Source organism: Streptomyces sp. NPDC040410 (assembly GCF_055595715.1).
On the sequence record NZ_JBVIVK010000002.1, the window covers coordinates 484,829 to 507,893 of the forward strand.

Consider the following 23,065-nt stretch of genomic DNA (forward strand, 5'->3'; position numbering starts at 1 on the left):
TGCGGCGGCCCTCGGCGTATTCCTGGACACGTACGGCAGGATGTGCGGCATGCCCAGTGCTGAATCGACGCAAGAGAGCGCGCACGAGACGGACCCCGTGCGGCCGACCAAGGAGGACGAGGTCGCCGCGAACGGCAGCGAGCTGATCGGTGGCCCCATCGGCCGGCGCGCCCTGCTCGGGACCTCGTGGTGGACTCCCGTGCGGGTCATCGTGATCGTGGCGATCGGCGTGTTCGCCCTGGGCCTGGTACAGAAGGCGCCGTGCTACGACGGCGCCTGGTTCTTCGGCGCGAGCTCGCAGTACACGCACGCGTGCTACTCGGACATCCCGCACCTCTACCAGGGGCGCGGCTTCGCCGACGGACTCGTTCCGTACTTCGACAAGCTGCCCGGTGACATGCAATACCTCGAATACCCGGTACTGACCGGTGTGTTCATGGAGGTGGCCTCCTGGTTCACTCCGGGCAGCGGCACCATCCAGGACCAGGAGCAGTGGTACTGGATGGTCAACGCCGGGATGCTGATGGTGTGCGCGGCCGTCATCGCCGTGTGCGTGGCGCGGACGCACGCCCGGCGGCCCTGGGACGGTCTGCTGGTCGCCGTGGCGCCGGCCTTCGCACTGACCGCGACCATCAACTGGGACCTGCTGGCCGTGGCCCTGACGGCCGCCGCGATGGTGATGTGGTCGCGGGGCCGGTCCCTCGCCTTCGGCGTCCTGCTGGGGCTCGCCACCGCCGCCAAGCTCTATCCCGTCTTCCTGCTCGGCCCGCTGTTCGTGCTGTGCTGGCGGGTCGGCAAGTGGCGGGACTTCGGAACGGCTCTGGGAGGTGCGGCTGTCGCATGGCTGGTCGTGAACCTGCCGGTGATGCTCTTCGCCTTCGACGGCTGGTCGAAGTTCTACACCTTCAGCCAGGAGCGGGGCGTCGACTTCGGGTCCTTCTGGCTCATCATGGCCCAGAACTCGAAGAACCCGCTCAGCACCGACACGGTCAACTTCCTCGCCACGCTGCTGGTCCTGCTGTGCGCCGTGGGAATCGCGGTGCTCACGCTGACGGCGCCGCGCAGGCCGCGGTTCGCTCAGCTCGCCTTCCTGATCGTCGCCGCGTTCATCCTCACCAACAAGGTCTACTCGCCGCAGTACGTCCTGTGGCTGGTCCCCCTGGCCGCGCTGGCCCGCCCGAAGTGGCGGGACTTCCTGATCTGGCAGGCGTGCGAAGTGGCGTACTTCCTCGGGATCTGGATGTACCTCGCGTACACGACCAGCGGGGACGCCCACAAAGGCCTGCCGCAGGACGGCTACCACTGGGCCATCGCCCTGCACCTGCTCGGGACGCTGTACCTGTGCGCGGTCGTCGTGCGCGACATCCTCATGCCGGAGCGGGACGTGGTGCGCCGGGCCGGCGACGACGACCCCTCGGGCGGTGTCCTCGACGGCGCCGAGGACGTCTTCGCCCTCGGCCCCGCCGCCCATCCGCCGCGGCACGCCGCTCACTTCGGGGGACAGCCGGTGGAGTGGGGCAGCCGGGACGCCGCCGACAGTTCGGTCTGACAGGCCGCCAGGCGGGCTTCACCCGATCCGGCACCCTGTTCGCTGTGAGCGAACACTGTGTGGACAAGGGATGCGAAAGGCCGTACACGGACCCTCCCGTGTACGGCCTTTCGGCTGTCTCCAGACCGCTCAGCGGTCGACGAGCCGGTCGAACTGCGTGGTGGTGTGCCGCAGATGGGCCACCAGCTCCTCGCCGACCTTCGGCTCCGGGGCGTCCGCCGGCACGAACAGGATCGAGACCTGCATGTGCGGGGGTTCGGCGAACCAGCGCTGCTTGCCGCCCCAGACGAACGGAGAAAGGTTCCGGTTCACCGTGGCGAGACCGGCGCGCGCGACGCCCTTGGCACGCGGCATGACGCCGTGCAGCGCCTTGGGGGCCTCCAGACCCACCCCGTGCGAGGTACCGCCCGCCACGACCACGAGGAAGCCGTCGGAGGCCGCCTTCTGCTGCCGGTAGCCGAAGCGGTCGCCCTTGGCGACGCACGTGACGTCCAGAACGGCCCCGCGGTACTCGGTGGCATCGTGGTCCCCCAGCCACAGCCGTGTGCCGATGCGGGCCCGGAAGCGGGTCTGCGGGAACTGCTGCTGCAGCCGCGCCAGATCGTCGGCCTTGAGGTGGCTGACGAACATCGTGTGCAGCGGCAGCCGGGCGGCGCGCAGCCGGTCCATCCAGCCGATGACCTCCTCGACGGCGTCCGAGCCGTCGGTACGGTCCAGCGGCAGGTGGATCGCGAAGCCCTCGAGACGGACGTTCTCTATGGCGGCGTGCAGCTGCGGCAGTTCCTGCTCGCTGATGCCGTGCCGCTTCATCGACGACATCACCTCGATGACCACCCGGGCACCCACGAGGCCGTACACGCCGTCCACCGACGAGACCGAGCGGATGACCCGGTCCGGCAGCGGCACGGGCTCCTCGCCGCGCCGGTACGGCGTCAGCACCAGCAGGTCGCCGCCGAACCAGTCCTTGATGCGTGCGGCTTCATAGGTCGTGCCGACGGCGAGAACGTCCGAGCCCAGCCGGGTGGCCTCCTCCGCCAGCCGCTCGTGCCCGAAGCCGTAGCCGTTGCCCTTGCAGACCGGGACGAGCCCCGGGAACTGCTCCTGCACGTGCTTGTGGTGCGCCCGCCAGCGCGCGGTGTCGACGTAGAGCGTGAGCGCCATGGCCGGACCTGGAACCTTTCTCGTGGCTGCGGTGTATCAGAGGTATGGGAGCTGTCGATGTTGTCGAAGGCATCGGAGCAAAGAACGCGGGATCAGCGGCGCGACATGTAGATGTCGAGCGCCTTGTGGAGCAGCTTGTTCAGCGGGAAGTCCCACTCGCCGAGGTATTCGGCAGCCTGGCCGCCCGTGCCCACCTTGAACTGGATCAGGCCGAAGAGGTGGTCGGTCTCGTCCAGCGAGTCGGAGATGCCGCGCAGGTCGTAGACGGTCGCGCCGAGCGCGTAGGCGTCGCGCAGCATCCGCCACTGCATCGCGTTCGAGGGCCGGACCTCACGGCCGATGTTGTCGGAGGCGCCGTAGGAGTACCAGACGTGCCCGCCGACGATCAGCATCGTCGCGGCCGACAGGTTCACGCCGTTGTGGCGCGCGAAGTACAGCCGCATGCGGTTGGGGTCCTCGGTGTTGAGGGCCGTCCACATACGCTGGAAGTACGACAGCGGGCGGGGCCGGAAGTGGTCGCGCACGGCCGTGATCTCGTACAGCCGCTGCCATTCCGCGAGGTCCTGGTAACCGCCCTGGACGACCTCGACGCCGGCCTTCTCGGCCTTCTTGATGTTGCGGCGCCAGAGCTGGTTGAAGTTCTTGTGGACCTCTTCCAGGGACCGGTTGGCCAGCGGCACCTGGAAAACGTAGCGGGGCTGTACGTCGCCGAAGCCGGCGCCGCCGTCCTCACCCTGCTGCCAGCCCATCCGGCGCAGCTTGTCGGCGACCTCGAAGGCGCGCGGCTCGATGAAGTCGGCCTCGATGTCACGCAGGCGCTTCACGTCCGGGTTCTGGATGCCCTGCTTGATGGAGCCGGCGTCCCAGCGCCGGATGATCACCGGCGGGCCCATCTTCACCGAGAAGGCGCCCTGCTGCTTGAGGTGCGCGAGCATCGGTTCCAGCCAGTCGCTCAGATTTGGCGCGAACCAGTTGATGACCGGGCCCTCGGGAAGATAGGCGAGATAGCGCTTGATCTTGGGCAGCTGCCGGTAGAGGACGAGGCCCGCACCGACCATCTCGCCGGTACGGCCGTCGAACCAGCCGAGGCTCTCGGAGCGCCACTCCGCCTTGACATCCGCCCAGGCCGGAACCTGCATGTGACTCGCCGCCGGCAGGCTCTGGATGTAGGCCAGATGCTGCTCGCGACTGATGGTCCTCAGGGTCAGGCTCATTCGGGGCGCTCCTCGGGCTGGTGTGTCCCCATGGGTACAGGGGCTCCGGCTCTCGCGCCGAAGCCTACTGCGCCTTGCGAGCGCCCCGACTGGGCGTGCTGCATCATCGCCCCGGCCTGTTGGACGCCGGGGCGTTCAGTGATGCCTTATGCGGTGTTCTGGGGACGGTGTCCGAGGCGTCAGTCGAAGACCCCGCCGAAGAGGCCGCCGTGCGCCATGCCGAGGAAGAAGCCGATCGCGGAGGCGCCGAGGCCCAGGATGAGCCCGAAGCGCTCGCGCGTCGTCACCGAGATCCACTGGCCGTACGCACCGGTGAGGATGCCCACCAGGCCGGTCCATGAACTGACCAGGTGCAGGCTGTCGAACATCGCCGTGACGAAGGCCGTCACTCCGAGCACCAGGGTCACCGCGAGCAGGGCGTCCTGGAGGGGGTGGGGCCGGCCGTCCGTGGCGAAAAGGCCTCCGGCGGTATTGGGTCGCATTGCTTGTGCCATAGGGCACCTCCTGCGGAAGGCAGCGCATCGTAGCGCCATACACACCCGATGGGTACAGATTGACGGCCCCCGAGGGCGGATTTCAACCGGAAGCCGGTGTGCAGGTACTCTGTACCGTCTGCACCGGTGTCTGCCCACGTCACGGCAGGGGATCCCCCGAGGAGCCCCCGATTGTCAGTGGTGGCCGATACCGTTGCGTACGCATCACAACCCTCCTGCCACGGAACGACCGTGGCCGCTGAGTCCAAAGGAGGTGGGTTCCACATGCGTCACTACGAGGTGATGGTCATCCTCGACCCCGATCTCGAGGAGCGCGCTGTCTCCCCGCTGATCGAGAACTTCCTCTCCGTCGTCCGTGAGGGCAACGGAAAGGTGGAGAAGGTCGACACCTGGGGCCGTCGTCGTCTCGCGTACGAGATCAAGAAGAAGCCCGAGGGCATCTACTCGGTCATCGACCTGCAGGCCGAGCCTGCGGTCGTCAAGGAGCTCGACCGCCAGATGAACCTGAACGAGTCGGTCCTCCGGACCAAGGTCCTCCGCCCCGAGACCCACTGAGCTCTCCCGCTCAGCTGATCCCGGGATTCGAGTAGCAGCACAAGCAGCCAGCAGCAAACCCGCCGAGAGGTTCCCCCATGGCAGGCGAGACCGTCATCACGGTCGTCGGCAATCTTGTCGACGACCCCGAGCTGCGCTTCACCCCCTCCGGTGCGGCGGTCGCGAAGTTCCGCGTCGCGTCAACGCCCCGCACCTTCGACCGTCAGACGAACGAGTGGAAGGACGGCGAGAGCCTGTTCCTGACCTGCTCGGTCTGGCGTCAGGCGGCGGAGAACGTCGCGGAGTCGCTCCAGCGAGGCATGCGCGTCATCGTGCAGGGCCGACTGAAGCAGCGGTCCTACGAGGACCGTGAGGGCGTCAAGCGCACGGTCTATGAGCTGGACGTCGAGGAAGTCGGCGCCAGCCTGCGCAACGCCACGGCCAAGGTCACCAAGACCGCCGGTCGCGGTGGCCAGGGCGGTTACAGCGGCGGTGGCGGCCAGGGTGGCAGCGGCTGGGGCGGCGGCCCCGGTGGCGGCCAGCAGGGCGGCGGCGCTGCTCCCGCCGACGACCCGTGGGCGACCGGCGCTCCCGCCGGTGGCAACCAGGGCGGCGGTGGCGGCGGCGGCTGGGGTGGAAACTCCGGCGCCAGCGGTGGCGGCTACTCGGACGAGCCCCCCTTCTAAGGGGCCGGCTCGTACCCCAACTTCTTGATCACACAGGAGAAACACCATGGCGAAGCCGCCTGTGCGCAAGCCGAAGAAGAAGGTCTGCGCTTTCTGCAAGGACAAGGTCACGTACGTGGACTACAAGGACACGAACATGCTGCGGAAGTTCATTTCCGACCGCGGCAAGATCCGTGCCCGCCGCGTGACCGGCAACTGCACGCAGCACCAGCGTGACGTCGCCACGGCTGTCAAGAACAGCCGTGAGATGGCGCTGCTGCCCTACACCTCCACCGCGCGCTAAGGGAAGGGTGACCGACTAATGAAGATCATCCTCACCCACGAGGTCTCCGGCCTCGGTGCCGCGGGCGAAGTCGTCGACGTCAAGGACGGTTACGCTCGCAACTACCTGATCCCGCGGAAGTTCGCGATCCGCTGGACCAAGGGCGGCGAGAAGGACGTCGAGCAGATCCGTCGTGCTCGCAAGATCCACGAGATCCAGACCATCGAGCAGGCCAACGCTGTGAAGGCCCAGCTCGAGGGCGTCAAGGTCCGTCTGGCTGTTCGTTCCGGCGACGCCGGTCGTCTCTTCGGTTCCGTCACCCCGGCCGACATCGCTTCCGCGATCAAGGCTTCCGGTGGCCCCGAGGTCGACAAGCGCCGCATCGAGCTGGCCGCTCCGATCAAGACCCTGGGCGCCCACGAGACGTCCGTGCGTCTGCACCCCGAGGTTGCCGCCAAGGTCAACATCGAGGTCGTCGCGGCCTGATCGCTGCGCTCGGCTTGAACAGCTGAGAGAAGGGGCCGCACCCGCTGGGGTGCGGCCCCTTCTTCCTGTGTTTCACGTGAAACACAGGACGTGAAACGCCGGTCCACCTGAAACGCCGAATGTGAAACGGTGGTTCCACGTGAAACGGTCAGCGTGTTGCGCCGGTGACGATCCACCGGCCCGAGCGGGCGCGCAACCAGAGCGTCAGCATGCGTACCGTCATCATCAGCGTCATCGCCCCCCAGAGTGCCGTGAGGCCGCCGCCGAGTGCGGGGAGGAGCAGTGCCACGGGAGCGAAGACCGCCAGGGTGAGCACCATCGCCCAGGCGAGGTACGGTCCGTCGCCGGCTCCCATCAGGACTCCGTCCAGGACGAAGACCACTCCGCAGATCGGCTGGGAGAGCGCCACCATGACCAGGGCGGGCAGTGCCGTGTCCTTGACGACGCTGTCACTGGTGAACAGCGGCAGGAAGAGCGGCCTGCTGATCACCACGAGGAGGGCGAGTACGACACCGGCTGCGATGCCCCACTCCACCATGCGGCGGCAGGCGGCGCGGGCACCTTGGGGATCGTCGGCACCGAGATAGCGCCCGATGATGGCCTGCCCGGCGATGGCGATGGCGTCGAGTGCGAAGGCGAGCAGGCTCCACAGCGACAGGATGATCTGGTGCGCCGCGATGTCGGAGTCGCCGAGGCGGGCCGCGACGGCGGTGGCAATCATGAGGATCGCCCGCAGTGACAGCGTGCGCACCAGAAGCGGTACGCCGGCCTGGGCGGAAGCCCTGATCCCGGCCGCGTCGGGGCGCAGCGAGGCGCCGTGCTTGCGAGCTCCGCGAACGACCACCGCGAGATACACGGCGGCCATGCCCCACTGTGCGATGACGGTGCCCCAGGCGGAGCCCGCGATGCCGAGGCCGGCACCGTAGACGAGGCCTGCGTTGAGGGCGCCGTTGGCGACGAAGCCTCCGACGGCGACATAGAGGGGGGTCTTTGTGTCCTGCAGTCCACGCAGAACACCGGTCGCGGCCAGCACGACGAGCATGGCCGGGATGCCGATTGCCGAGATCCGCAGATAGGTGGTCGCGTACGGGGCGGCCGTGTCCGAGGCACCGAAGAGCTCCACGAGCGCCGGTGCGGTGGGCAGGACGACGACGATGACCGTGGCGCCGAGCAGCAGTGCCAGCCAGATGCCGTCCATGCCTTGGCGGATGGCGGCCCCGTGGTCGCCGGCCCCGACGCGACGGGCGACGGCTGCGGTGGTGGCGTAGGCAAGGAAGACGAAGACACTGACAGCTGTCGTGAGGAGGGCCGACGCGACGCCGAGCCCGGCGAGTTGAGCCGTGCCGAGATGGCCCACGATCGCGCTGTCGACCATGACGAAGAGGGGCTCGGCGACGAGCGCGCCGAAGGCCGGGACGGCCAGGGCGACTATCTCGCGGTCGTGCTGTCGCCGTTCGGCCCTGGGGGTCGCGGGAGCCAGTGTCATGGCCACCAATCTAATCGTCCACAGGTAAGAGATGCAATTGAGTTATGCCCCTTACCTTCCGTCGGCGGGCGCGTGTTGCCGCGCCCTGTTCGAAGCGATCTTGGTCCGGCTGGGAAAGTTTTTCTTCTGCACAGCCGGTGGATGGGAAAGATGCAGGTCAGGGAGGGTTGCTTCAAGGAGGCGAGGGCTTGTTCACAGGCCTGTCCACCGTGTCGTGCACAGGTTTTGCGGAGTTCTCCACAGCATCCGGGCCGTCGTCCACATGGCCTGTGGATAACCAGATTGGCTGACGGTGCCCGCGGGCCTACCGTGGTGCGGCGCCCACTGTGTCCGACCGGCTTGGGAAACGTCACAAAACAGACGTGCCAGAACCGGAGTTGGGCCTCTCATTTGTCAGTGGCGTGCCGTAGAAAAGAGGGGCACGGCGAGGTCCGCCAGGTCGGACGGGAGGAGGTGGCTCGGTGAGCATTTCCGAGCCCTTGGACGACCCCTGGGCCGACAGCGGTCCCAGTGATCGTCTGCCCTCCTCCCGCCGCCGCAGCGACGGTGGCCGAGGTCGTGACGAGCAGCACGAACGCGGCCGGGAGAACGGCTCCTGGGACGGCGGCGGTTCCTCCTTCGAGCGCGTGCCACCGCAGGACCTCGATGCCGAGCAGTCCGTGCTCGGCGGCATGCTCCTGTCCAAGGACGCCATCGCCGACGTCGTCGAGGTCCTCAAGGGCCACGACTTCTACAAGCCGGCGCACGAGACGATCTACCAGGCGATTCTCGACGTCTACGCCAAAGGCGAGCCAGCCGACCCCATCACGATCGCCGCCGAGCTCACCAAACGCGGCGAGATCAACAAGGTCGGCGGTGCGTCGTATCTGCACACCCTCGTCCAGACGGTGCCCACGGCGGCGAACGCCGAGTACTACGCGGAGATCGTCCACGAGCGTGCGGTCCTGCGCCGTCTGGTCGAGGCCGGCACCCGCATCACGCAGATGGGGTACGCGGCAGACGACGACGTCGACGAGATCGTCAACCGGGCCCAGGCCGAGATCTACGCGGTCACCGAGCAGCGCACCAGCGAGGACTATCTGCCGCTCGGCGACATCATGGAGGGCGCGCTCGACGAGATCGAGGCGATCGGCTCCCGCAGCGGGGAAATGACCGGTGTTCCCACGGGCTTCACCGACTTCGACTCGCTCACCAACGGCCTGCACCCGGGCCAGATGATCGTCATCGCCGCGCGTCCCGCGATGGGCAAGTCGACGCTCGCGCTGGACTTCGCCCGGGCGGCGTCGATCAAGAACAACCTGCCCAGCGTCATCTTCTCCCTCGAAATGGGCCGCAACGAGATCGCGATGCGCCTGCTGTCCGCCGAAGCCCGCGTCGCCCTGCACCACATGCGGTCCGGCACGATGACCGACGAGGACTGGACGCGCCTGGCCCGCAGGATGCCGGACGTCTCGGCCGCCCCGCTCTTCATCGACGACTCTCCGAACCTGTCGATGATGGAGATCCGTGCCAAGTGCCGCCGCCTCAAACAGCGCAATGACATCAGGCTCGTCGTCATCGACTATCTCCAGCTGATGCAGTCCGGAGGCTCCAAGCGTGCCGAGAACCGTCAGCAGGAGGTCTCGGACATGTCCCGTAACCTCAAGCTGCTGGCGAAGGAGCTGGAGGTCCCGGTCATCGCGCTCTCCCAGCTCAACCGTGGTCCGGAGCAGCGTACGGACAAGAAGCCGATGGTCTCCGACCTGCGTGAGTCCGGTTCGATCGAGCAGGACGCCGACATGGTCATCCTGCTCCACCGCGAGGACGCCTACGAGAAGGAGTCGCCGCGCGCCGGTGAGGCCGACCTGATCGTGGCCAAGCACCGAAACGGCCCGACGGCGACGATCACGGTCGCCTTCCAGGGCCACTACTCGCGGTTCGTGGACATGGCGCAGACCTGAGCCGGCCGTCCCGGCGTAAATGAACTCGACTCCCGCATGCTCCGAGGGGTGGACTGGGGGAATGACGACACCCCAGGAAGAACTGCTTCCCAGCACCCGGCGGGCGCTGCTGCACCGGATCGCCGTGGCCCAGTCCGAAGGGCGCACACCGTCGATGGTCGCCGCGGTCGTAAGGGGTGGCCGTGCTGTGTGGCATGGCGCGCGGACCTCGGTGGACGGGCACGGGCCGGACGAGAACGTGCAGTACCGGATCGGCTCGATCACCAAGACGTTCACCGCCGTTCTTGTGCTGCGCCTGCGTGACGAGGGTGTGCTCGATCTCGGTGATCCATTGGAGAAGCATGTGCCGGGCACCGGCGCGGGGGAGGCCACCGTCGCCGAATTGCTCGCGCACACGAGCGGGTTGGCGGCCGAGTCGCCTGCGCCGTGGTGGGAGCGGACCTCTGGGTCCCTGCGCCCCGAACTCACCGACGTACTGGGTGAGCAGCCCTTCGTGCATCCGGTCGGCCGCCGCTTCCATTACTCGAACCCCGGGTACACGCTCCTCGGTGCGCTTGTCGAGAAGCTGCGCGGGGCTCCGTGGGGAGAGGTCCTGCGGCATGAAGTGCTCGAACCCCTGGGCCTCGACCGTACGAGCGTGCGCCCGCAGGCGCCCCATGCGGGCGGCTGGGCGGTGCACCCCTGGGCCGATGTCATGCTGCCGGAGCCCTCCGAGGACCTCGGCCGGATGGCTCCGGCCGGACAACTGTGGTCGACCAGTGGTGACTTGGCCCGGTTTGCCGTCTTTCTGACGCAGGGGGACGACCGGGTGCTGAGCGCGCAGACCGTACGGGAGATGCGGGCGCCCGCGGCGCCGGCCGAGGCCGCGGATGTCGCGGACGGTGCCGCCTACGGACTCGGACTGCAGATCCAGCACCGCGACGGCCGACTGCTCGTGGGCCACTCCGGTTCGCTGCCCGGCTTCCTGGCGAACCTCACCATCAGCGTCGCGGACGACGTCGCGGCGGTGGTGCTGGCCAACTGCACCTCGGGCCCGATGCTGTCCACCGTGGGCGCGGACCTCGTACGCATCGTGGCAGAGGCCGAGCCACGCATCCCCGAGCCTTGGAGGCCGCTGCCCGAAGCCGATCCGTCCGTACTGGAGCTGGCAGGACAGTGGTACTGGGGTACCCACGGCTTCGCCCTGCGGCTGACGGCCGACGGTCTCGTCTCGATGGAGCCTCTGTCCGGCGGCGGCCGCCGCTCCCGCTTCCGGGCGAACGGTGACGGTACGTGGACCGGGCTGGAGGGCTATTTCGCGGGAGAGCTCCTGAAGGCCGTACGGCGCCCGGACGGGTCCGTGGACCATCTGGACCTCGGGTCGTTCGTCTTCACGCGTCAGCCGTACGACGAGGGCGCATCCGTCCCGGGCGGGGTGGATCCCGACGGGTGGCGCGGCATCGGTTAGTTGTCGCTGGACGCTGGGCACCCTGTTGATCACCTACATCGCGCCGATGATGACCAGTCACCCTGGGCGCTCTGGCCGTCGTGCTCGCGCTCTGCACGCTCACTGCGCGCAAGGCTCTCGCAGCCGTCACGATCGCTGAGCACTACGGCGTCGTACAGGAGCGTCTCAGCCCGCCGCCACCGTCAGCGGAGCGAACCGTCGGCTCCAGTCCCCGGGCAGCTCCGTGATGCCGTACGTCATGACCGCGTTGAAAGCGACGGATTCCAGGCCGCGCTCTTTCGCCCACGCCAGCAGCTCTTCGTGCCGTACATCGATGTCGGTGCGCAACGGGCGGTTGGTGTGGGCGGCGAGAGAGGCGAAAAGTGCCTCGGCCGTCTTCGTGTCGCGGGCGATCAGCGGCCCCACGACATGGGTGTTCACGTTGGGCCAGGCGGCCGCGTAACCGATGATCCGGCCGCCCTCCTCGGCGACACGCAACTGGTCGGCGAATGCGGGCAGGCGGGTGATCATGTGCGTGCGGTCGGCGCCGAACACCTCCTCGTCGAGCCGGAGGATCGGGGTGAGGTCTTCGGCAGTAGCCGAACGCGTGGCGACCTCGGACGCCGGCCCGCAGGCTTTGAAACGGCCATGCAGCATCTCGGCCTGTCCAGTGACCTTGAAGCCGAGCTCTTCGTAGAGCGGGCGCCCATATGGCGTCGCATGGAGGGTCAGTGGTGTCGTGCCCATCGCCGAGACGATGTGACGCATCAGTCGTCGCCCGACGCCCCTGCGGGCATACCGTTCGGCGACGAGCACCATCCCGATGGCCCCGAGATCAGGGCGGTCCTGCGGCCCGTACTCGGTGACGACGCAGGCACCGACGAGTCCGCCGTCGGGGTCGGCGATGCCGTAGCCCTTCCCTGCCGCGAGGAGGAGGCCCCACTTGCGCTCTTCACGTGGCCACCCCCGGTTCTCGGACAAGTCGGCGCAGGCGGTGAGATCGCGAAGCGTCAGACGGCGGATGGGCAGAGCGGCGAGGGAAGCAATCGGCACGCAGGTGAGGCTGTCTGACGGGCCACTTCGGCGTCCACCTCTTTCCGGGGTGACGTACGAGCTTTTGGCCATGTCGTGGCAAACCGCACAGCGCACGAACAAGCCCCAGGTGTTTCACGTGAAACTGGTCCCTGTCGTCACATCCCGCCTGCCCCGCGACGCCATGCACGCGCTCTCGCCGCGGGGTCCGCCCTCCAGGCGGACGACGGGAATGTGACGACGGGACCTAGGCGAACGGTGAGAGACCGGCGATCTCATGGAGGAGCTGACAGCAGGTCCCACTAACCTCACACGCATGGCGAGACTTCATCTCTTCGACCTCGACGGCACGTTGCTGCACGGAACCACCGCGCCCGTGGAAATCTCGCGGCAGCTCGGACTTGAAGCCGAGGCCGTGGCGCTCGACCAGGCGGTGTCGGCGGGGCTGATAGGGCCGCCCGAGTACGCGAGACGAGCACGTGAGCTCTGGACGGATCTCACCGAGGCGCATGTGGCGGCGGCTTTCGAGGGCGCGCCGTGGCTGGCCCGTATCCGTGAAGTCTGGACGGAGATCAGGCAGGACGGCGACTACTGCGCTGTCGTGTCGCTTTCTCCGTCCTTCTTCGTGGAACGGCTGACCGGTTGGGGTGCGCATGCGGCGCACGGCTCTCGCTTTCCGGCCGTTCCCTTCACTGAGCCGGTGGATCCGGCCGGCGTCCTCAGCGCAGCGGCCAAGGTGCTGATCGCCGACCGGCTCTGCGCGGAGTTCGGGGTGAACCGGGCCGACTGCATTGCCTATGGCGACTCGCTGTCGGACAAGGACCTCTTCGGTGCGGTTCCGATCTCTGTCGCCGTCAATGCGGACCGCCATCTGTCCGGCATCGCCACCCACACCTACGTGGGCAGGGATCTGTGGGAAGCCTATGAATTGGTGCGGGGCGCCCGGTAGTTAAGGAATTGATGGTTCGTCCCTCTCCTCAATCATGGCGGAGGAGGGGGACTTGTGCGCGGAGCGGTGGCCGGTATGGTCGACTCCGGTTCGCCGAGGCAGGAGTGCGCATCCCCTGTGGGCCGAGAACGGGCAATGCAGCCTAACGGGACGGAGAGATCGAAGACCCGCATTTCCGGTTATGCGGCGGGACGTCCAGGGCGAGTGGGATGCTGCCGTGAGAGTACTGCGGCCAATGTCACACGCTCGCCTTACTTGTCCGTGAGGGAGCGAAATCCGGGTTGAGTGTGGCCGCTTCGGCCGCGGCACCGAACGTGAATACAAGCCGTCTGCGGGGGAAGCAGGCAACTTCCGACCGACGAAGTGCGCAGACCGACCGACAGATGTTCGAGGCGAGGCACACCATGGACGCTCCGACCACCAGGTCGGCCGACAACGGCACGTCCGGCGGCGGGGGCGGCTGGTTCAGCCCGCGTCAGCAGCCGGCGATGACTCCGGACAGCGAACAGGAGACGACCGAGGGCAGCCGCCTGGCCGCCATGCGCCCGGCGAGTAGGAGCACGGCTGGCGGGACGACCCCTCCGGACCACGAGGCACCGCAGAGCGACGAGAGAGTGACCGTCCGGTCCGCCCCGTCGGCCCCGCCCTTCCCGCCCGAGCCGCAGCGGCCCGCTCGCCTTCCCCACGAGAAGCTGTCCGCGAAACCGCCCGAGAGCGCCTCCCCGGACGCCGTCCTCATCCGCGGGACCATGGCCGAGATCGCCCCGGTGGCCGACAAGGTCGCGTCGTACTTCTACGCACTGCTCTTTGTGCGCCACCCCGATCTGCGCTCGCTGTTCCCCGCCGCCATGGACACCCAGCGGGACCGGCTCCTGAAGGCGCTGCTCACCGCGGCCGAGCACATCGACAACACGGCGGTGCTCGTCGACTACCTGCAGAACCTCGGCCGCGGCCACCGCAAGTACGGCACTCGGCCAGAGCACTACCCGGCGGTCGGTGAGTGCCTCATCGGCGCGCTCAGCAAGTACGCGGGCGGCATCTGGAGCGCGGACACGGAGGCGGCCTGGGTCCGGGCGTACACGACGATCTCGCAGGTGATGATCGATGCGGCGGCCGCTGACGAGCTGCGTGCGCCGGCCTGGTGGCACGCGGAGATCGTGGCGCACGACCTGAGAACCCGGGATGTAGCGGTCGTGACCGTCCGGCCCGACCAGCCGTACCCCTTCCTCGCCGGACAGTACGCCAGCGTGGAGACGCCCTGGTGGCCGCGGATCTGGCGGCACTACTCCTTCGCCTCCGTCCCCCGCTCCGACGGTCTGCTGTCGTTCCATGTCAAGGCCGTCCCAGCGGGCTGGGTCTCCAACGCCCTGGTGCACCGTGCCCGGCCCGGCGACATCATCCGGCTCGGCCCGCCCGCCGGTTCGATGACCGTCGACCACAGCACCGACAGCGGACTGCTCTGTCTGGGCGGCGGCACCGGCATAGCCCCCATCAAGGCGCTGGTCGAGGACGTCGCCGAGCACGGAGAGCGGCGCCCGGTCGAGGTCTTCTACGGCGCCCGCACCGGCCACGACCTGTACGACATCGACACCATGCTCAGGCTCCAGCAGTCCCATCCGTGGCTGTCGGTCCGCGCGGTCGTCGACCAGCAGGCGCATCTCCAGCTCCCCGACGCCATCCGCGCTTACGGGCCGTGGAACGAGTACGACGCCTATATTTCGGGCCCGCCCGGAATGATCCGCAGCGGAGTGGACGCTCTGCGGGACATCGGCATCCCGACGGAACGCATACGCCATGACTCGGTGGAGGAGCTCGTCGCCGTCACCTGACTCCGCGCGGTCTCAGCCCAGGTCCGGGGCGTGCATGGCGCGTACGCCCTCGATGTTCCCGTCCAGGTAGTGCCGCAGCGAAAGCGGGACGAGATGGACGGAGGCGATGCCGACCCTGGTGAACGGCACCCGCACGATCTCGTACTCACCGGTGGGCTCGTCCACTTCGGGACCGTGCCGCAGGGACGTATCCATGGACTCGAGGCGGCAGACGAAAAAGTGCTGAACCTTCACACCGGTCGCGCCTGCGTCCTCGCCGATGTGCTCGACGGTGTCCACGAAGCACGGCACCACGTCGGTGATCTTGGCGCCGAGTTCCTCATAGACCTCGCGGTGCAGGGCGTGCACAACGGTCGTGTCGTCGGGCTCGACCCCGCCGCCGGGGGTGACCCAGTAGGGATCCACACCGGGCTTGGTGCGTTTGATCAGGATCAGGTCGTCGCCGTCCAGCAGGACGGCACGGGCGGTGCGCTTGACCACGGGTCGGACGGTCATGGGAGAAATGTGGCCCGGCTCGTTCCACGTGAAACATCGCGAAATGTCACCGATCGAGCTCATGGCGTGATGTCCGCGCGGCCCAGCACCTCGATCTCCCCTGGTGCAGCTCTCAGCACCACTCGACGGCCGCGCGCAGCAGCCACTCATGGGCACGCGCGATGTGCGGCATCGCCAGCGTGCCCGTGCGGACCACCAGGAAGTACGTCCGCAGCGGCGGCACCGCGGGATCGTGCAGGGCGAGGACCTCGCCGCGCTCCAGGGCGGCCCCGCACAGATAGCGGGGCAGCACCGCCAGGCCTGCGCCCGCGACCGCGCAGGCGAGGACCGCGCGCAGGTCGGGCACGATGACGGTGCCCGGAGCGGCCGGCCGGGAGTCGAAGACGGAGGCCCAGTAGCGGGAGACGAAGGGCAGCGACTCGTGCACCTCGACCAAGGGGACGTTCTCGAGTGCGAGCGCCCCCTTGCGGCGGGGTGCACCGGGGCCGATCTGCCCGGCCCAGCGGGGGGCGGCGACGAGGAGGTGCTCCTCGTCGCAGAGCGGCGTCGCCGTGAGCAGAGCACCGCGGGGTCGGGCCGTACTGATTGCCAGATCTTGATGTCCGGCGGCGAGTCCCTCCAGGGCTTCCTCGGCGTTTCCGAAGGAGGCACGCAGGGCGAAGCCCCGTCCGTCCTCGCCGGTCAGCTCCGTGAGCGCGGGCAGCGCCCGCTCGGCGGTGAATTCAGGAGGGCCGGCGAGATGCAGTGTCCGTAAGGAGGACTCGTCGTCGAGTCCGCTCTCGGCGATCTCCACCAGCGCGTCGAGATGCGGCGCCGCCTTGTGGGCGAGTTCGTCGCCGATGGTCGTCGGTGTCACTCCGCGGGCCTGCCGCAGGAACAGAGGGCGGCCCAATTGCCGCTCCAAGGTGCGGATCTGCGAGGTGACGGCCGGCTGGGAGAGTCCGAGCAGCGCGGCGGCGCGGGTGAAGGAACCAGCCCGGTGCACGGTCACGAACGTGCGCAGTAAGGCCAGATCCATCGCACGCCCTCCCCTCCCCTTGCCTGCCCTACGTGCGGCCCCCGGCCCGCGCCCAACTATAAATAAGTCGATAGGTCTCTGTCGCTACGGTGATTGGACACTGACACAGAGTCAACTAGCCTTGGTCGCGCGGTTCTTCGCGCGCGGAACCGGGGACGGTCCGAGCCACGAGGGGGGAGGCTCGGACCGTCCGTTGTGCGTAGCCCGAGACCCACCGGCGCAGCGCAAAGCCGTCAGTCCGCCGACTCCTCCAGCGCACGCAGCACATCAGCCACCAGGTCCTCGGGATCCTCGGCTCCGACCGAGAAGCGGATGAAGCCCTCCGGCACCGCGTCTCCGCCCCAGCGGCCACGGCGTTCGGCTGTGGAGCGCACTCCGCCGAAGCTGGTCGCGTCGTCCACGAGCCGCAGTGCCTCGAGAAAACGGTCGGCACGCGCGCGCGTGGGCAGCGTGAAGGAAACCACGCACCCGTAGCGGCGCATCTGCTGCGAGGCGATCTTGTGCGAGGGGTCGGCCGGCAGCCCCGGGTACCGCAGCCCGGTCACCTCAGGCAGCTCCCGCAGGGCCTCGGCGAGGGCGAGGGCGCTCGTGTTCTGCCGGTCGACGCGCAGGTGGAGCGTGGCGATCGAACGGTGCGCGAGCCATGCCTCCATGGGCCCCGGAACGGCCCCGACGATCTTCCGCCAGCGGCGTACGGCAGCCATGGTCGCGGCGTCGCGGCCCGCCACGTAGCCCAGGAGGATGTCGCCGTGCCCCGTGAGCTGCTTGGTGCCGCTGGCCACCGAGAAGTCGGCGCCGAGCTCCAGCGGGCGCTGTCCGAGTGGCGTCGCGAGCGTGTTGTCGACGGCCACCAGAGCGCCACGCGCGTGTGCCGCCTCGACGAGCCTGCGGATGTCGCACACGTCCAGGCCGGGATTCGAGGGGCTCTCGATCCACAGCAGTTTCGCGCCGTCGAGGACGTCGAGCTGGGCGTCGCCGCCGGTCGGCGCGGTGCGCACCTCGATGCCGTACGCCTCCAGCTGGGCGCGCACCAGGGGAAGCACCTGGTAGCCGTCGCTGGGCAGGACGACCGTGTCCCCGGCGCGCAGCTGTGAGAAGAGCACGGACGAGACGGCGGCCATGCCCGAGGCGAACACGAGCGTCTCGGTGCCGTCCCGCCCGGGAGCCTCGAGCTCGCCGACGGCGCGCTCCAGCAGGGTCCAGGTCGGGTTCTCGTCGCGGCCGTAGGTGTACGGGCCCGTGGGGTCGCCCGGCAGATGGAAGTGGGCGGCGAACACCGGCCCGGGCAGGGGCGGCGCGTGCTTGACCGGCTCGGGCAGCCCGGCCCGCACCGCGCGCGTGCCCTCACCACTGCCGGCGGACAGCCCAGGCGTATCCGTACCGCTCATGCCGCTCGTCCCTCCAGGCGCTCTCGTACCGCGGCGAGCAGCCCCCCGCTCGCCGCCTCCACCATCGCAAGGCACTCCTCGAAGCCGTCCATGCCCCCGTAGTACGGGTCGGGTACGCCGAGATCGTCACCGGCGGCGGAGTCGTAGGAGCGAAGAAGCCGGATCTTTTCCGCGTCGTGTCCGCCGGGCGCGAGGCGGCGCAGCGCCTTGAGATGGCCGGCGTCGAGGGCGACGACGAGGTCCAGCCGGGAGAACCAGGACGCCTGGAACTGCCGGGCCGTGTGGGTGCACTCGTAGCCGTTGTCCTCAAGGACCGCGACGGTGCGCGGGTCGGCGCCGTCGCCCTCGTGCCAGCCGCCCGTGCCCGCGCTGTCGACCTCGACCAGGCCGTCGAGCCCGGCCTCCTGAACGCGGGTGCGGAAGACGGACTCGGCCATCGGCGAGCGGCAGATGTTGCCGGTGCAGACGAAGCAGACGCGGTAGGTCATGGCGGGCTCAGTCCCCGTCGGGCAGGACGACGTTGAGCGCCCAGGAAACGATGGAGATGATCAGGCCGCCGACCACGGCGGTCCAGAAGCCCTCGACGTGGAAGCTCAGGTCGAGCTTGTCGGCCAGCCACGAGGTGAGCAGCAGCATCAGGGCGTTGACCACCAGGGTGATCAGGCCGAGCGTCAGGATGAACAGGGGAAAGGTCAGCACCTGCACGATCGGCTTGACCAGGAAGTTCACCAGGCCGAAAACCAGCGCGACCAGTATCAGCGTGCCGACTTTCTTGCCCGTGCTGTCACCGGTCAGGGTGATCTTGTCGAGCAGCCATACGGCGACCGCGACAGCGCCCGCGTTGGCGAGCGTCTTGACTACGAAATTCTTCATGTGTCTGATCGTGGCAGAAGAGATCGGTTACGAGTATGGGCGAGGGCGGACGAAGTCGATGAAGGCATTCCGGTTGGACGAGCTGGAGGCGGAGCGCGCCGCCAACGAGGGTGCCTACCTTCAGTTCCTGCGGGAGCGGAACATGTCGGTCGGCCTGTACGCACTCAACGCGGGCCAGCACGACCCGCAGCAGCCGCACAACCAGGACGAGGTGTACTTCGTCGTCAGCGGCCGCGCTGCGATCACCGTCGGCCTGGAGACCACCGAGGTGGCACGCGGCAGCGTGGTCTACGTACCGGCCGGCGTCGCCCACAAGTTCCACCACATCAGCGAGGACCTGAGGGTCCTGGTGGTGTTCTCTCCGCCCGAGAGCTGACCTGCCGCCTCAGGGTTCCCTAGGGGATCGGTCAGGGGAGGACAAGGGATGCGAGGCCCCCGTCCGGCCCCCTTGCCGCCCTAGCATCGAGTGCAGGACATCAAGCAGGATCGAGCGGACCCGGCACAGCGACGGGCGGAGAGGTAAGGGCGAGGGCGATGCGAGAGATCTTCGCGGGACTGCCGTGGTGGGTGAAGTGGGTCGCGGTGCCGGTCATCGCTCTCGTCGTGTTCGGCGGGCTGATAGCGAGCGTCGTCGGCTTCGTCATCGGCCTGCTCTTCAAGGTGCTGGTCTTCGTCGCGCTGCTGGGCGGACTGGTCTACGTCGTACGGAAGTTCACGTCGAGCTCCTCGTCGCGCAGCGACTGGTGAGCACCCCGGGCAACCGGTGACCGGTAACAGGAATCACCGGTTCCCTCGGGCGAGGGAAGTTTTCCGGACGGGCCGTCTGCCAGCGGTGGAGCGCGGCTAGAGTCCGGAATTCGACGCGGGGACAACCCCGCGAGCGGCGTACACCCCCTCCCGTGTCCCCCCCGCACGGACTGCCCCCTCGCGCTTCGGGAGTGACCCTTGGCCACCGTTGACACCGCACCCACGGAAACCCAGGCACCCCTCGCAACGGCCCGGTCCGCCGTCCCCTCCCCGGGGACCCGCCTGCGGCCCCCCGAGCAACCCGCACGGCCGCACCCAACGCCACCGCCGGTCCAGCGGCACCCGACGGCACCGTCCGGGCAACCGAACCCGGCCACACTCATCGGGTCCGTCCAGCGGGCGATGCGCCTCCTGGAATGCGTCGCCGAGCACGAACACGGAGCCCCCGCCAAACAACTGGCCCGTGAGACGGGCCTGGCCCTCCCCACGGCGTACCACCTGCTGCGCACCCTCGTGCACGAGGGCTATCTGCGGCGCGAGAAGGGCTTGTTCTTCCTCGGCGAGGCGGCCGAGCGACTGGGCAGCAGCGGAGCCCAGCAGAAACGTCGCAGCACGGTGGCCGACACCCTCGCGCACTGGCGCGACGCGATCGGTGTGCCCGTCTACTACGCGATGTACCGCGACGGCGAGATCGAAATCATGTGTGTCTCGGACACACCGGGCAATCCGGCCGTCGAGGAATGGGCCGACTTCCGTGAGACCGGACACGCGCACGCCATCGGGCAGTGCCTGCTGGCCCAGCTGGACGAGGACGCCCGCCGCGATCACCTCGACCGCTACCCGGTGCAGTCGCTCACCCCGTACACGGTGCGCGACAACCACATCCTGCTCCGGCGTCTGGAGCGGACGCCGCGAAGGGAACCGGTGACCGAGCGTCAGGAGTACGCGCTGGGGACGGTGTGTGCGGCCATCCCGATCACGGTGGGCACCACGGCCGCCACGATGGCCATCTCCCTGCCTGCTCACCACGCCGCGCATCTGCTCCCCGCGGCGCACCAGTTGCAGCAGGAGATCGGCAGGTTCCTCGGGTCGCTCGCGATCTCTATCAGTATCTGAAAACTCACTCCTTGTGATCTGCCGTGTACGTTCAGCAAGATGCCCTCAGAGTCAGAGATTCATTCCCGGCCAGTCGACGGCAAATGACGGGGTAGGCGATGCGCGAGTCCGTACAGGCAGAGGTCATGATGAGCTTTCTCGTCTCCGAGGAGCTCTCCTTCCGCATCCCGGTGGAACTGCGGTACGAGACCGGTGATCCCTATGCCGTCCGGCTGACCTTCCATCTGCCCGGCGACGCCCCGGTCACCTGGGCCTTCGGTCGCGAACTGCTGATCGACGGAGTGGGCCGGCCGTGCGGGGAGGGAGACGTGCGGGTCTCGCCCGCCGATCCCGAATCCCTGAGCGACGTCCTGATCCGGCTTCAGGTAGGTGGCGACCACGCGTTGTTCCGCTCGTCGACCGCGCCACTCATCGCCTTCCTCGACCGCACCGACAAGCTGGTGCCGCTGGGCCAGGAAGGGGCGCTGGGCGACTTCGACGCCCACCTCGACGAGGCACTAGACCGCATCCTGGCGGAGGAGCAGAGCGCGGGCTGAGGTCTTACGGGCAGGGCGGTTGGTGGAAGGCTTCCCGGCGGGACTGCGCAGTAACGCTTCTGCTCAGGCGGCTGTGCGGGATCGAGCAGAGCCGGTCGGGTGGCAGCGGAACGAGGCGGGGGCGGGCGGCTGGTCGCGAAACCAGGCAGGGGCGTGATCCGGTTTGCGGCGTCACCGCCTCAGCGCTTGCGCCGCCGGCCCCTGCTGCCGCGCGCCGGCGCCGGGTGAGGCTCGGCAGACACCGTCTCCTGGCCCGGCCGGTCGGCCGAGACCATCACGGCCGCGAGCAACGTCGTCACGGGCACCGAGGCGACCAGACCGATCGAGCCGACGAGCGTGCGCACGATCTCCTGCGCGACGAGTTCGCTGTTGGCGACCGTCCCCACGCTGCTCTGGGCGATGGAGAAGAGCAGCAGCAGCGGCAGCGCGGCGCCCGCGTACGCGAGGACGAGCGTGTTGACGACGGACGCGATGTGGTCGCGGCCGATGCGGATGGCCGCCCGGTACAGTCCGCGCGGGCCCAGCGTCGGATTGGCCTCGTGCAGTTCCCAGACCGCCGACGTCTGCGTGACCGTCACATCGTCGAGGACACCGAGCGAGCCGATGATGATGCCGGCGAGCAGCAGACCGCTCATGTCGATCGACGGATACAGGCCGTGGATCAGCCCGGTGTTGTCGTCCGTGTTGCCGGTGAGCGAGGCCCAGTCGATGAACACCGAGCCGAGAACGCCGATCAGTACCAGTGAGATCAGCGTGCCGAGCACCGCCACCGACGTACGCGCCGACAGTCCGTGGCACATGTAGAGGGCGATCAGCATGATGGCGCTCGACCCGACCACCGCCACGACCAGCGGATTCGAGCCCTGCAGGATCGCGGGCAGGATGAAGAAGGTCAGCACCAGGAAGCTGACGGCCAGCGCCACCAGCGCCATGACGCCACGCATCCGGCCCACCAGCACGACGGCGAGCGCGAAGATACCGGCGAGCACGGTCATCGGGATCCTGCGGTTCACGTCAGTGACCGAGTACTGCAGATCCTTGGGCGCGGAGGGCTCGTAGGCGACCAAGACCTTCTCGCCCTCGTGCAACTGCCGTGACTGGTCGGGCTGGACGATCTCCGTGAACGTGCGGCCCTTGTCCTCGCCGGTGTCGACCCGGATGGTGGCCGTCTTGCACGTGCCGTTCGCCTGCTGCTCGGCGGACGAGCCCTCGGCGGTGGACGTGTCGCCGGTCGGCGTGTCCCCCGAGGCGTTCACCGACTTGCAGCTCACACTGACGACCTCGGTGACCGTGGCCTGCTGGGTCTGCCGGTCGAAGCCGACGCCGGTGCGCTCGTGCGGCGGGGCGCCGCCGGGCCACAGCACCACGAGGCCGACCACCACCGCCGCGGCGAACGGGATGAGGATCGCTGCGATGACCTTGCGCAGGTGCTTGGATACGGGCGCGGCCGGCCCATGGCCGTGACCATGACCATGACCATGACCTGCGCCCGAGCCCGGTCCGTGTCCGTCTCCCGATCCGGGTTCGTGACCGCCGTCGGCTCCCGGTTCCTGGCCGTGCCCGTCGTCGTAAGCATGGCCATCGCCGAAACCGCCGGTACTCCCGGCTCCGGGCCTGCGGGGTGGCCCGGGCGGCGGGTACGGGGGCTGATGCATCGTGGTCACCGACCGATCATCGCAAGAACGTGAGGGGCCCACTGTTCACCGCGCCACAAATGACGCTAGCGTGGGGGCAACCTTTGCACACGCGGGAGCTCGGAGCACCGGGCTGAGAGGGCGCTGACCTCCGTCCCGTCGATGTTTCACATGAAACATCGACGGAAGCGAGTGATGTTTCACACGAAA

At 68.5% G+C, this 23,065-nt stretch carries 24 protein-coding genes; 13 read left to right on the top strand and 11 right to left on the bottom strand.

Features of this window, described 5'->3' with window-relative positions; translation table 11 throughout:
- Positions 1 to 49: 49 nt before the first annotated feature.
- Positions 50 to 1,549: a glycosyltransferase family 87 protein gene (locus ACZ562_RS06245; protein ID WP_471174458.1), complete on the top strand. Its 1,500-nt coding sequence runs from the start codon at positions 50 to 52 to the stop codon at positions 1,547 to 1,549.
- A gap of 129 nt (positions 1,550 to 1,678) precedes the next feature.
- Here the strand turns inward: ACZ562_RS06245 and ACZ562_RS06250 are convergent, their stop codons facing one another.
- The 3 genes from ACZ562_RS06250 to ACZ562_RS06260 form a co-directional block, all read right to left on the bottom strand.
- Entirely contained in the window at positions 1,679 to 2,710 is a 1,032-nt protein-coding gene (locus ACZ562_RS06250; RefSeq protein ID WP_471174459.1) for an alanine racemase, read from the bottom strand.
- Positions 2,711 to 2,802: 92 nt separating this feature from the next.
- Complete coding sequence (gene femX / locus ACZ562_RS06255; protein WP_471174460.1) at positions 2,803 to 3,924, bottom strand: peptidoglycan bridge formation glycyltransferase FemX; 1,122 nt, start codon at positions 3,922 to 3,924, stop codon at positions 2,803 to 2,805.
- A 179-nt stretch (positions 3,925 to 4,103) separates the two neighbouring features.
- Positions 4,104 to 4,418: a hypothetical protein gene (locus ACZ562_RS06260; RefSeq protein WP_471174461.1), complete on the bottom strand. Its 315-nt coding sequence runs from the start codon at positions 4,416 to 4,418 to the stop codon at positions 4,104 to 4,106.
- A 264-nt stretch (positions 4,419 to 4,682) separates the two neighbouring features.
- Between ACZ562_RS06260 and rpsF the strand changes: the two genes are divergently transcribed.
- The 4 genes from rpsF (at position 4,683) to rplI (ending at position 6,386) form a co-directional block, all read left to right on the top strand.
- Positions 4,683 to 4,973 (top strand): 30S ribosomal protein S6, encoded by a 291-nt coding sequence (gene rpsF / locus ACZ562_RS06265; RefSeq protein WP_004950685.1) that lies wholly within the window; start codon positions 4,683 to 4,685, stop codon positions 4,971 to 4,973.
- Between the two features lie 77 nt (positions 4,974 to 5,050).
- Positions 5,051 to 5,638, top strand: a complete 588-nt coding sequence (locus ACZ562_RS06270; RefSeq protein ID WP_471174462.1) for a single-stranded DNA-binding protein — start codon at positions 5,051 to 5,053, stop codon at positions 5,636 to 5,638.
- Between the two features lie 46 nt (positions 5,639 to 5,684).
- The gene (gene rpsR / locus ACZ562_RS06275; protein WP_003949403.1) at positions 5,685 to 5,921 is read left to right on the top strand and encodes a 30S ribosomal protein S18; all 237 of its coding nucleotides are present in this window, start codon (positions 5,685 to 5,687) and stop codon (positions 5,919 to 5,921) included.
- Between the two features lie 18 nt (positions 5,922 to 5,939).
- Positions 5,940 to 6,386 carry a 50S ribosomal protein L9 gene (gene rplI / locus ACZ562_RS06280; protein WP_471174463.1) on the top strand — a complete coding sequence of 149 codons (447 nt, stop codon included), beginning with the start codon at positions 5,940 to 5,942 and terminating at the stop codon, positions 6,384 to 6,386.
- 148 nt (positions 6,387 to 6,534) lie between these two features.
- Here rplI and ACZ562_RS06285 read toward each other — a convergent pair whose 3' ends face one another.
- On the bottom strand, positions 6,535 to 7,872 hold the full coding sequence (locus tag ACZ562_RS06285) for an MATE family efflux transporter (protein ID WP_471174464.1): 1,338 nt from the start codon (positions 7,870 to 7,872) through the stop codon (positions 6,535 to 6,537).
- 461 nt (positions 7,873 to 8,333) lie between these two features.
- On the opposite strand from ACZ562_RS06285, the gene dnaB reads away from it, so the two are divergent.
- Together dnaB and ACZ562_RS06295 are read left to right on the top strand one after the other, a co-directional pair.
- Entirely contained in the window at positions 8,334 to 9,812 is a 1,479-nt protein-coding gene (gene dnaB / locus ACZ562_RS06290) for a replicative DNA helicase (protein WP_471174465.1), read from the top strand.
- 61 nt (positions 9,813 to 9,873) lie between these two features.
- Entirely contained in the window at positions 9,874 to 11,259 is a 1,386-nt protein-coding gene (locus ACZ562_RS06295) for a serine hydrolase domain-containing protein (protein ID WP_471174466.1), read from the top strand.
- A 165-nt stretch (positions 11,260 to 11,424) separates the two neighbouring features.
- On the opposite strand, the gene ACZ562_RS06300 is transcribed toward ACZ562_RS06295, so the two are convergent.
- On the bottom strand, positions 11,425 to 12,291 hold the full coding sequence (locus tag ACZ562_RS06300) for a GNAT family N-acetyltransferase (RefSeq protein ID WP_471174467.1): 867 nt from the start codon (positions 12,289 to 12,291) through the stop codon (positions 11,425 to 11,427).
- 295 nt (positions 12,292 to 12,586) lie between these two features.
- On the opposite strand from ACZ562_RS06300, the gene ACZ562_RS06305 reads away from it, so the two are divergent.
- Both ACZ562_RS06305 and ACZ562_RS06310 read left to right on the top strand, forming a co-directional pair.
- A complete protein-coding gene (locus ACZ562_RS06305) occupies positions 12,587 to 13,219 on the top strand; it encodes an HAD family hydrolase (protein ID WP_471174468.1) in 633 nt (210 codons plus the stop codon).
- A 383-nt stretch (positions 13,220 to 13,602) separates the two neighbouring features.
- A complete protein-coding gene (locus tag ACZ562_RS06310) occupies positions 13,603 to 15,048 on the top strand; it encodes a globin domain-containing protein (protein WP_471174469.1) in 1,446 nt (481 codons plus the stop codon).
- Between the two features lie 12 nt (positions 15,049 to 15,060).
- On the opposite strand, the gene ACZ562_RS06315 is transcribed toward ACZ562_RS06310, so the two are convergent.
- The 5 genes from ACZ562_RS06315 to ACZ562_RS06335 form a co-directional block, all read right to left on the bottom strand.
- Positions 15,061 to 15,543, bottom strand: a complete 483-nt coding sequence (locus ACZ562_RS06315; RefSeq protein ID WP_471174470.1) for an NUDIX domain-containing protein — start codon at positions 15,541 to 15,543, stop codon at positions 15,061 to 15,063.
- 112 nt (positions 15,544 to 15,655) lie between these two features.
- Positions 15,656 to 16,561, bottom strand: a complete 906-nt coding sequence (locus tag ACZ562_RS06320; RefSeq protein WP_471174471.1) for a LysR family transcriptional regulator — start codon at positions 16,559 to 16,561, stop codon at positions 15,656 to 15,658.
- A gap of 233 nt (positions 16,562 to 16,794) precedes the next feature.
- Positions 16,795 to 17,949, bottom strand: coding sequence for a cystathionine gamma-lyase (locus ACZ562_RS06325; RefSeq protein ID WP_471174472.1), 1,155 nt, complete (start codon positions 17,947 to 17,949; stop codon positions 16,795 to 16,797).
- Positions 17,946 to 18,437, bottom strand: a complete 492-nt coding sequence (locus ACZ562_RS06330; protein ID WP_471174473.1) for a low molecular weight protein-tyrosine-phosphatase — start codon at positions 18,435 to 18,437, stop codon at positions 17,946 to 17,948. Before ACZ562_RS06330 ends, ACZ562_RS06325 begins: the two co-directional genes overlap by 4 nt.
- Positions 18,438 to 18,444: 7 nt before the next feature.
- Positions 18,445 to 18,822: a phage holin family protein gene (locus ACZ562_RS06335; RefSeq protein ID WP_471174474.1), complete on the bottom strand. Its 378-nt coding sequence runs from the start codon at positions 18,820 to 18,822 to the stop codon at positions 18,445 to 18,447.
- Positions 18,823 to 18,880: 58 nt separating this feature from the next.
- Between ACZ562_RS06335 and ACZ562_RS06340 the strand changes: the two genes are divergently transcribed.
- The 4 genes from ACZ562_RS06340 to ACZ562_RS06355 all read left to right on the top strand — a co-directional run bounded on the left by ACZ562_RS06340 (position 18,881) and on the right by ACZ562_RS06355 (position 21,221).
- On the top strand, positions 18,881 to 19,198 hold the full coding sequence (locus tag ACZ562_RS06340) for a cupin domain-containing protein (RefSeq protein WP_471174799.1): 318 nt from the start codon (positions 18,881 to 18,883) through the stop codon (positions 19,196 to 19,198).
- 158 nt (positions 19,199 to 19,356) lie between these two features.
- On the top strand, positions 19,357 to 19,569 hold the full coding sequence (locus ACZ562_RS06345; RefSeq protein ID WP_471174475.1) for a DUF5326 family protein: 213 nt from the start codon (positions 19,357 to 19,359) through the stop codon (positions 19,567 to 19,569).
- A gap of 381 nt (positions 19,570 to 19,950) precedes the next feature.
- Complete coding sequence (locus ACZ562_RS06350; protein ID WP_471174801.1) at positions 19,951 to 20,685, top strand: IclR family transcriptional regulator; 735 nt, start codon at positions 19,951 to 19,953, stop codon at positions 20,683 to 20,685.
- A gap of 98 nt (positions 20,686 to 20,783) precedes the next feature.
- Positions 20,784 to 21,221 carry an SsgA family sporulation/cell division regulator gene (locus ACZ562_RS06355; protein ID WP_471174476.1) on the top strand — a complete coding sequence of 146 codons (438 nt, stop codon included), beginning with the start codon at positions 20,784 to 20,786 and terminating at the stop codon, positions 21,219 to 21,221.
- A gap of 179 nt (positions 21,222 to 21,400) precedes the next feature.
- Here the strand turns inward: ACZ562_RS06355 and ACZ562_RS06360 are convergent, their stop codons facing one another.
- Positions 21,401 to 22,885, bottom strand: a complete 1,485-nt coding sequence (locus tag ACZ562_RS06360) for a YibE/F family protein (protein WP_471174477.1) — start codon at positions 22,883 to 22,885, stop codon at positions 21,401 to 21,403.
- Positions 22,886 to 23,065: the final 180 nt, after the last annotated feature.

Bases quoted from the DNA above. Each gene is read 5' to 3' on its own strand.
- ACZ562_RS06335 (WP_471174474.1), bottom strand. From the start codon at position 18,822: ATGAAGAATTTCGTAGTCAAGACGCTCGCCAACGCGGGCGCTGTCGCG.
- ACZ562_RS06270 (WP_471174462.1), top strand. From the start codon at position 5,051: ATGGCAGGCGAGACCGTCATCACGGTCGTCGGCAATCTTGTCGACGAC.
- ACZ562_RS06315 (WP_471174470.1), bottom strand. From the start codon at position 15,543: ATGACCGTCCGACCCGTGGTCAAGCGCACCGCCCGTGCCGTCCTGCTG.
- ACZ562_RS06295 (WP_471174466.1), top strand. From the start codon at position 9,874: ATGACGACACCCCAGGAAGAACTGCTTCCCAGCACCCGGCGGGCGCTG.
- ACZ562_RS06260 (WP_471174461.1), bottom strand. From the start codon at position 4,418: ATGGCACAAGCAATGCGACCCAATACCGCCGGAGGCCTTTTCGCCACG.
- ACZ562_RS06320 (WP_471174471.1), bottom strand. From the start codon at position 16,561: ATGGATCTGGCCTTACTGCGCACGTTCGTGACCGTGCACCGGGCTGGT.
- ACZ562_RS06285 (WP_471174464.1), bottom strand. From the start codon at position 7,872: ATGACACTGGCTCCCGCGACCCCCAGGGCCGAACGGCGACAGCACGAC.
- ACZ562_RS06345 (WP_471174475.1), top strand. From the start codon at position 19,357: ATGCGAGAGATCTTCGCGGGACTGCCGTGGTGGGTGAAGTGGGTCGCG.
- ACZ562_RS06305 (WP_471174468.1), top strand. From the start codon at position 12,587: ATGGCGAGACTTCATCTCTTCGACCTCGACGGCACGTTGCTGCACGGA.
- ACZ562_RS06245 (WP_471174458.1), top strand. From the start codon at position 50: ATGCCCAGTGCTGAATCGACGCAAGAGAGCGCGCACGAGACGGACCCC.
- ACZ562_RS06250 (WP_471174459.1), bottom strand. From the start codon at position 2,710: ATGGCGCTCACGCTCTACGTCGACACCGCGCGCTGGCGGGCGCACCAC.
- rpsR (WP_003949403.1), top strand. From the start codon at position 5,685: ATGGCGAAGCCGCCTGTGCGCAAGCCGAAGAAGAAGGTCTGCGCTTTC.
- ACZ562_RS06310 (WP_471174469.1), top strand. From the start codon at position 13,603: ATGTTCGAGGCGAGGCACACCATGGACGCTCCGACCACCAGGTCGGCC.
- rpsF (WP_004950685.1), top strand. From the start codon at position 4,683: ATGCGTCACTACGAGGTGATGGTCATCCTCGACCCCGATCTCGAGGAG.
- femX (WP_471174460.1), bottom strand. From the start codon at position 3,924: ATGAGCCTGACCCTGAGGACCATCAGTCGCGAGCAGCATCTGGCCTAC.
- ACZ562_RS06340 (WP_471174799.1), top strand. From the start codon at position 18,881: ATGAAGGCATTCCGGTTGGACGAGCTGGAGGCGGAGCGCGCCGCCAAC.
- ACZ562_RS06355 (WP_471174476.1), top strand. From the start codon at position 20,784: ATGCGCGAGTCCGTACAGGCAGAGGTCATGATGAGCTTTCTCGTCTCC.
- ACZ562_RS06330 (WP_471174473.1), bottom strand. From the start codon at position 18,437: ATGACCTACCGCGTCTGCTTCGTCTGCACCGGCAACATCTGCCGCTCG.
- rplI (WP_471174463.1), top strand. From the start codon at position 5,940: ATGAAGATCATCCTCACCCACGAGGTCTCCGGCCTCGGTGCCGCGGGC.
- ACZ562_RS06325 (WP_471174472.1), bottom strand. From the start codon at position 17,949: ATGAGCGGTACGGATACGCCTGGGCTGTCCGCCGGCAGTGGTGAGGGC.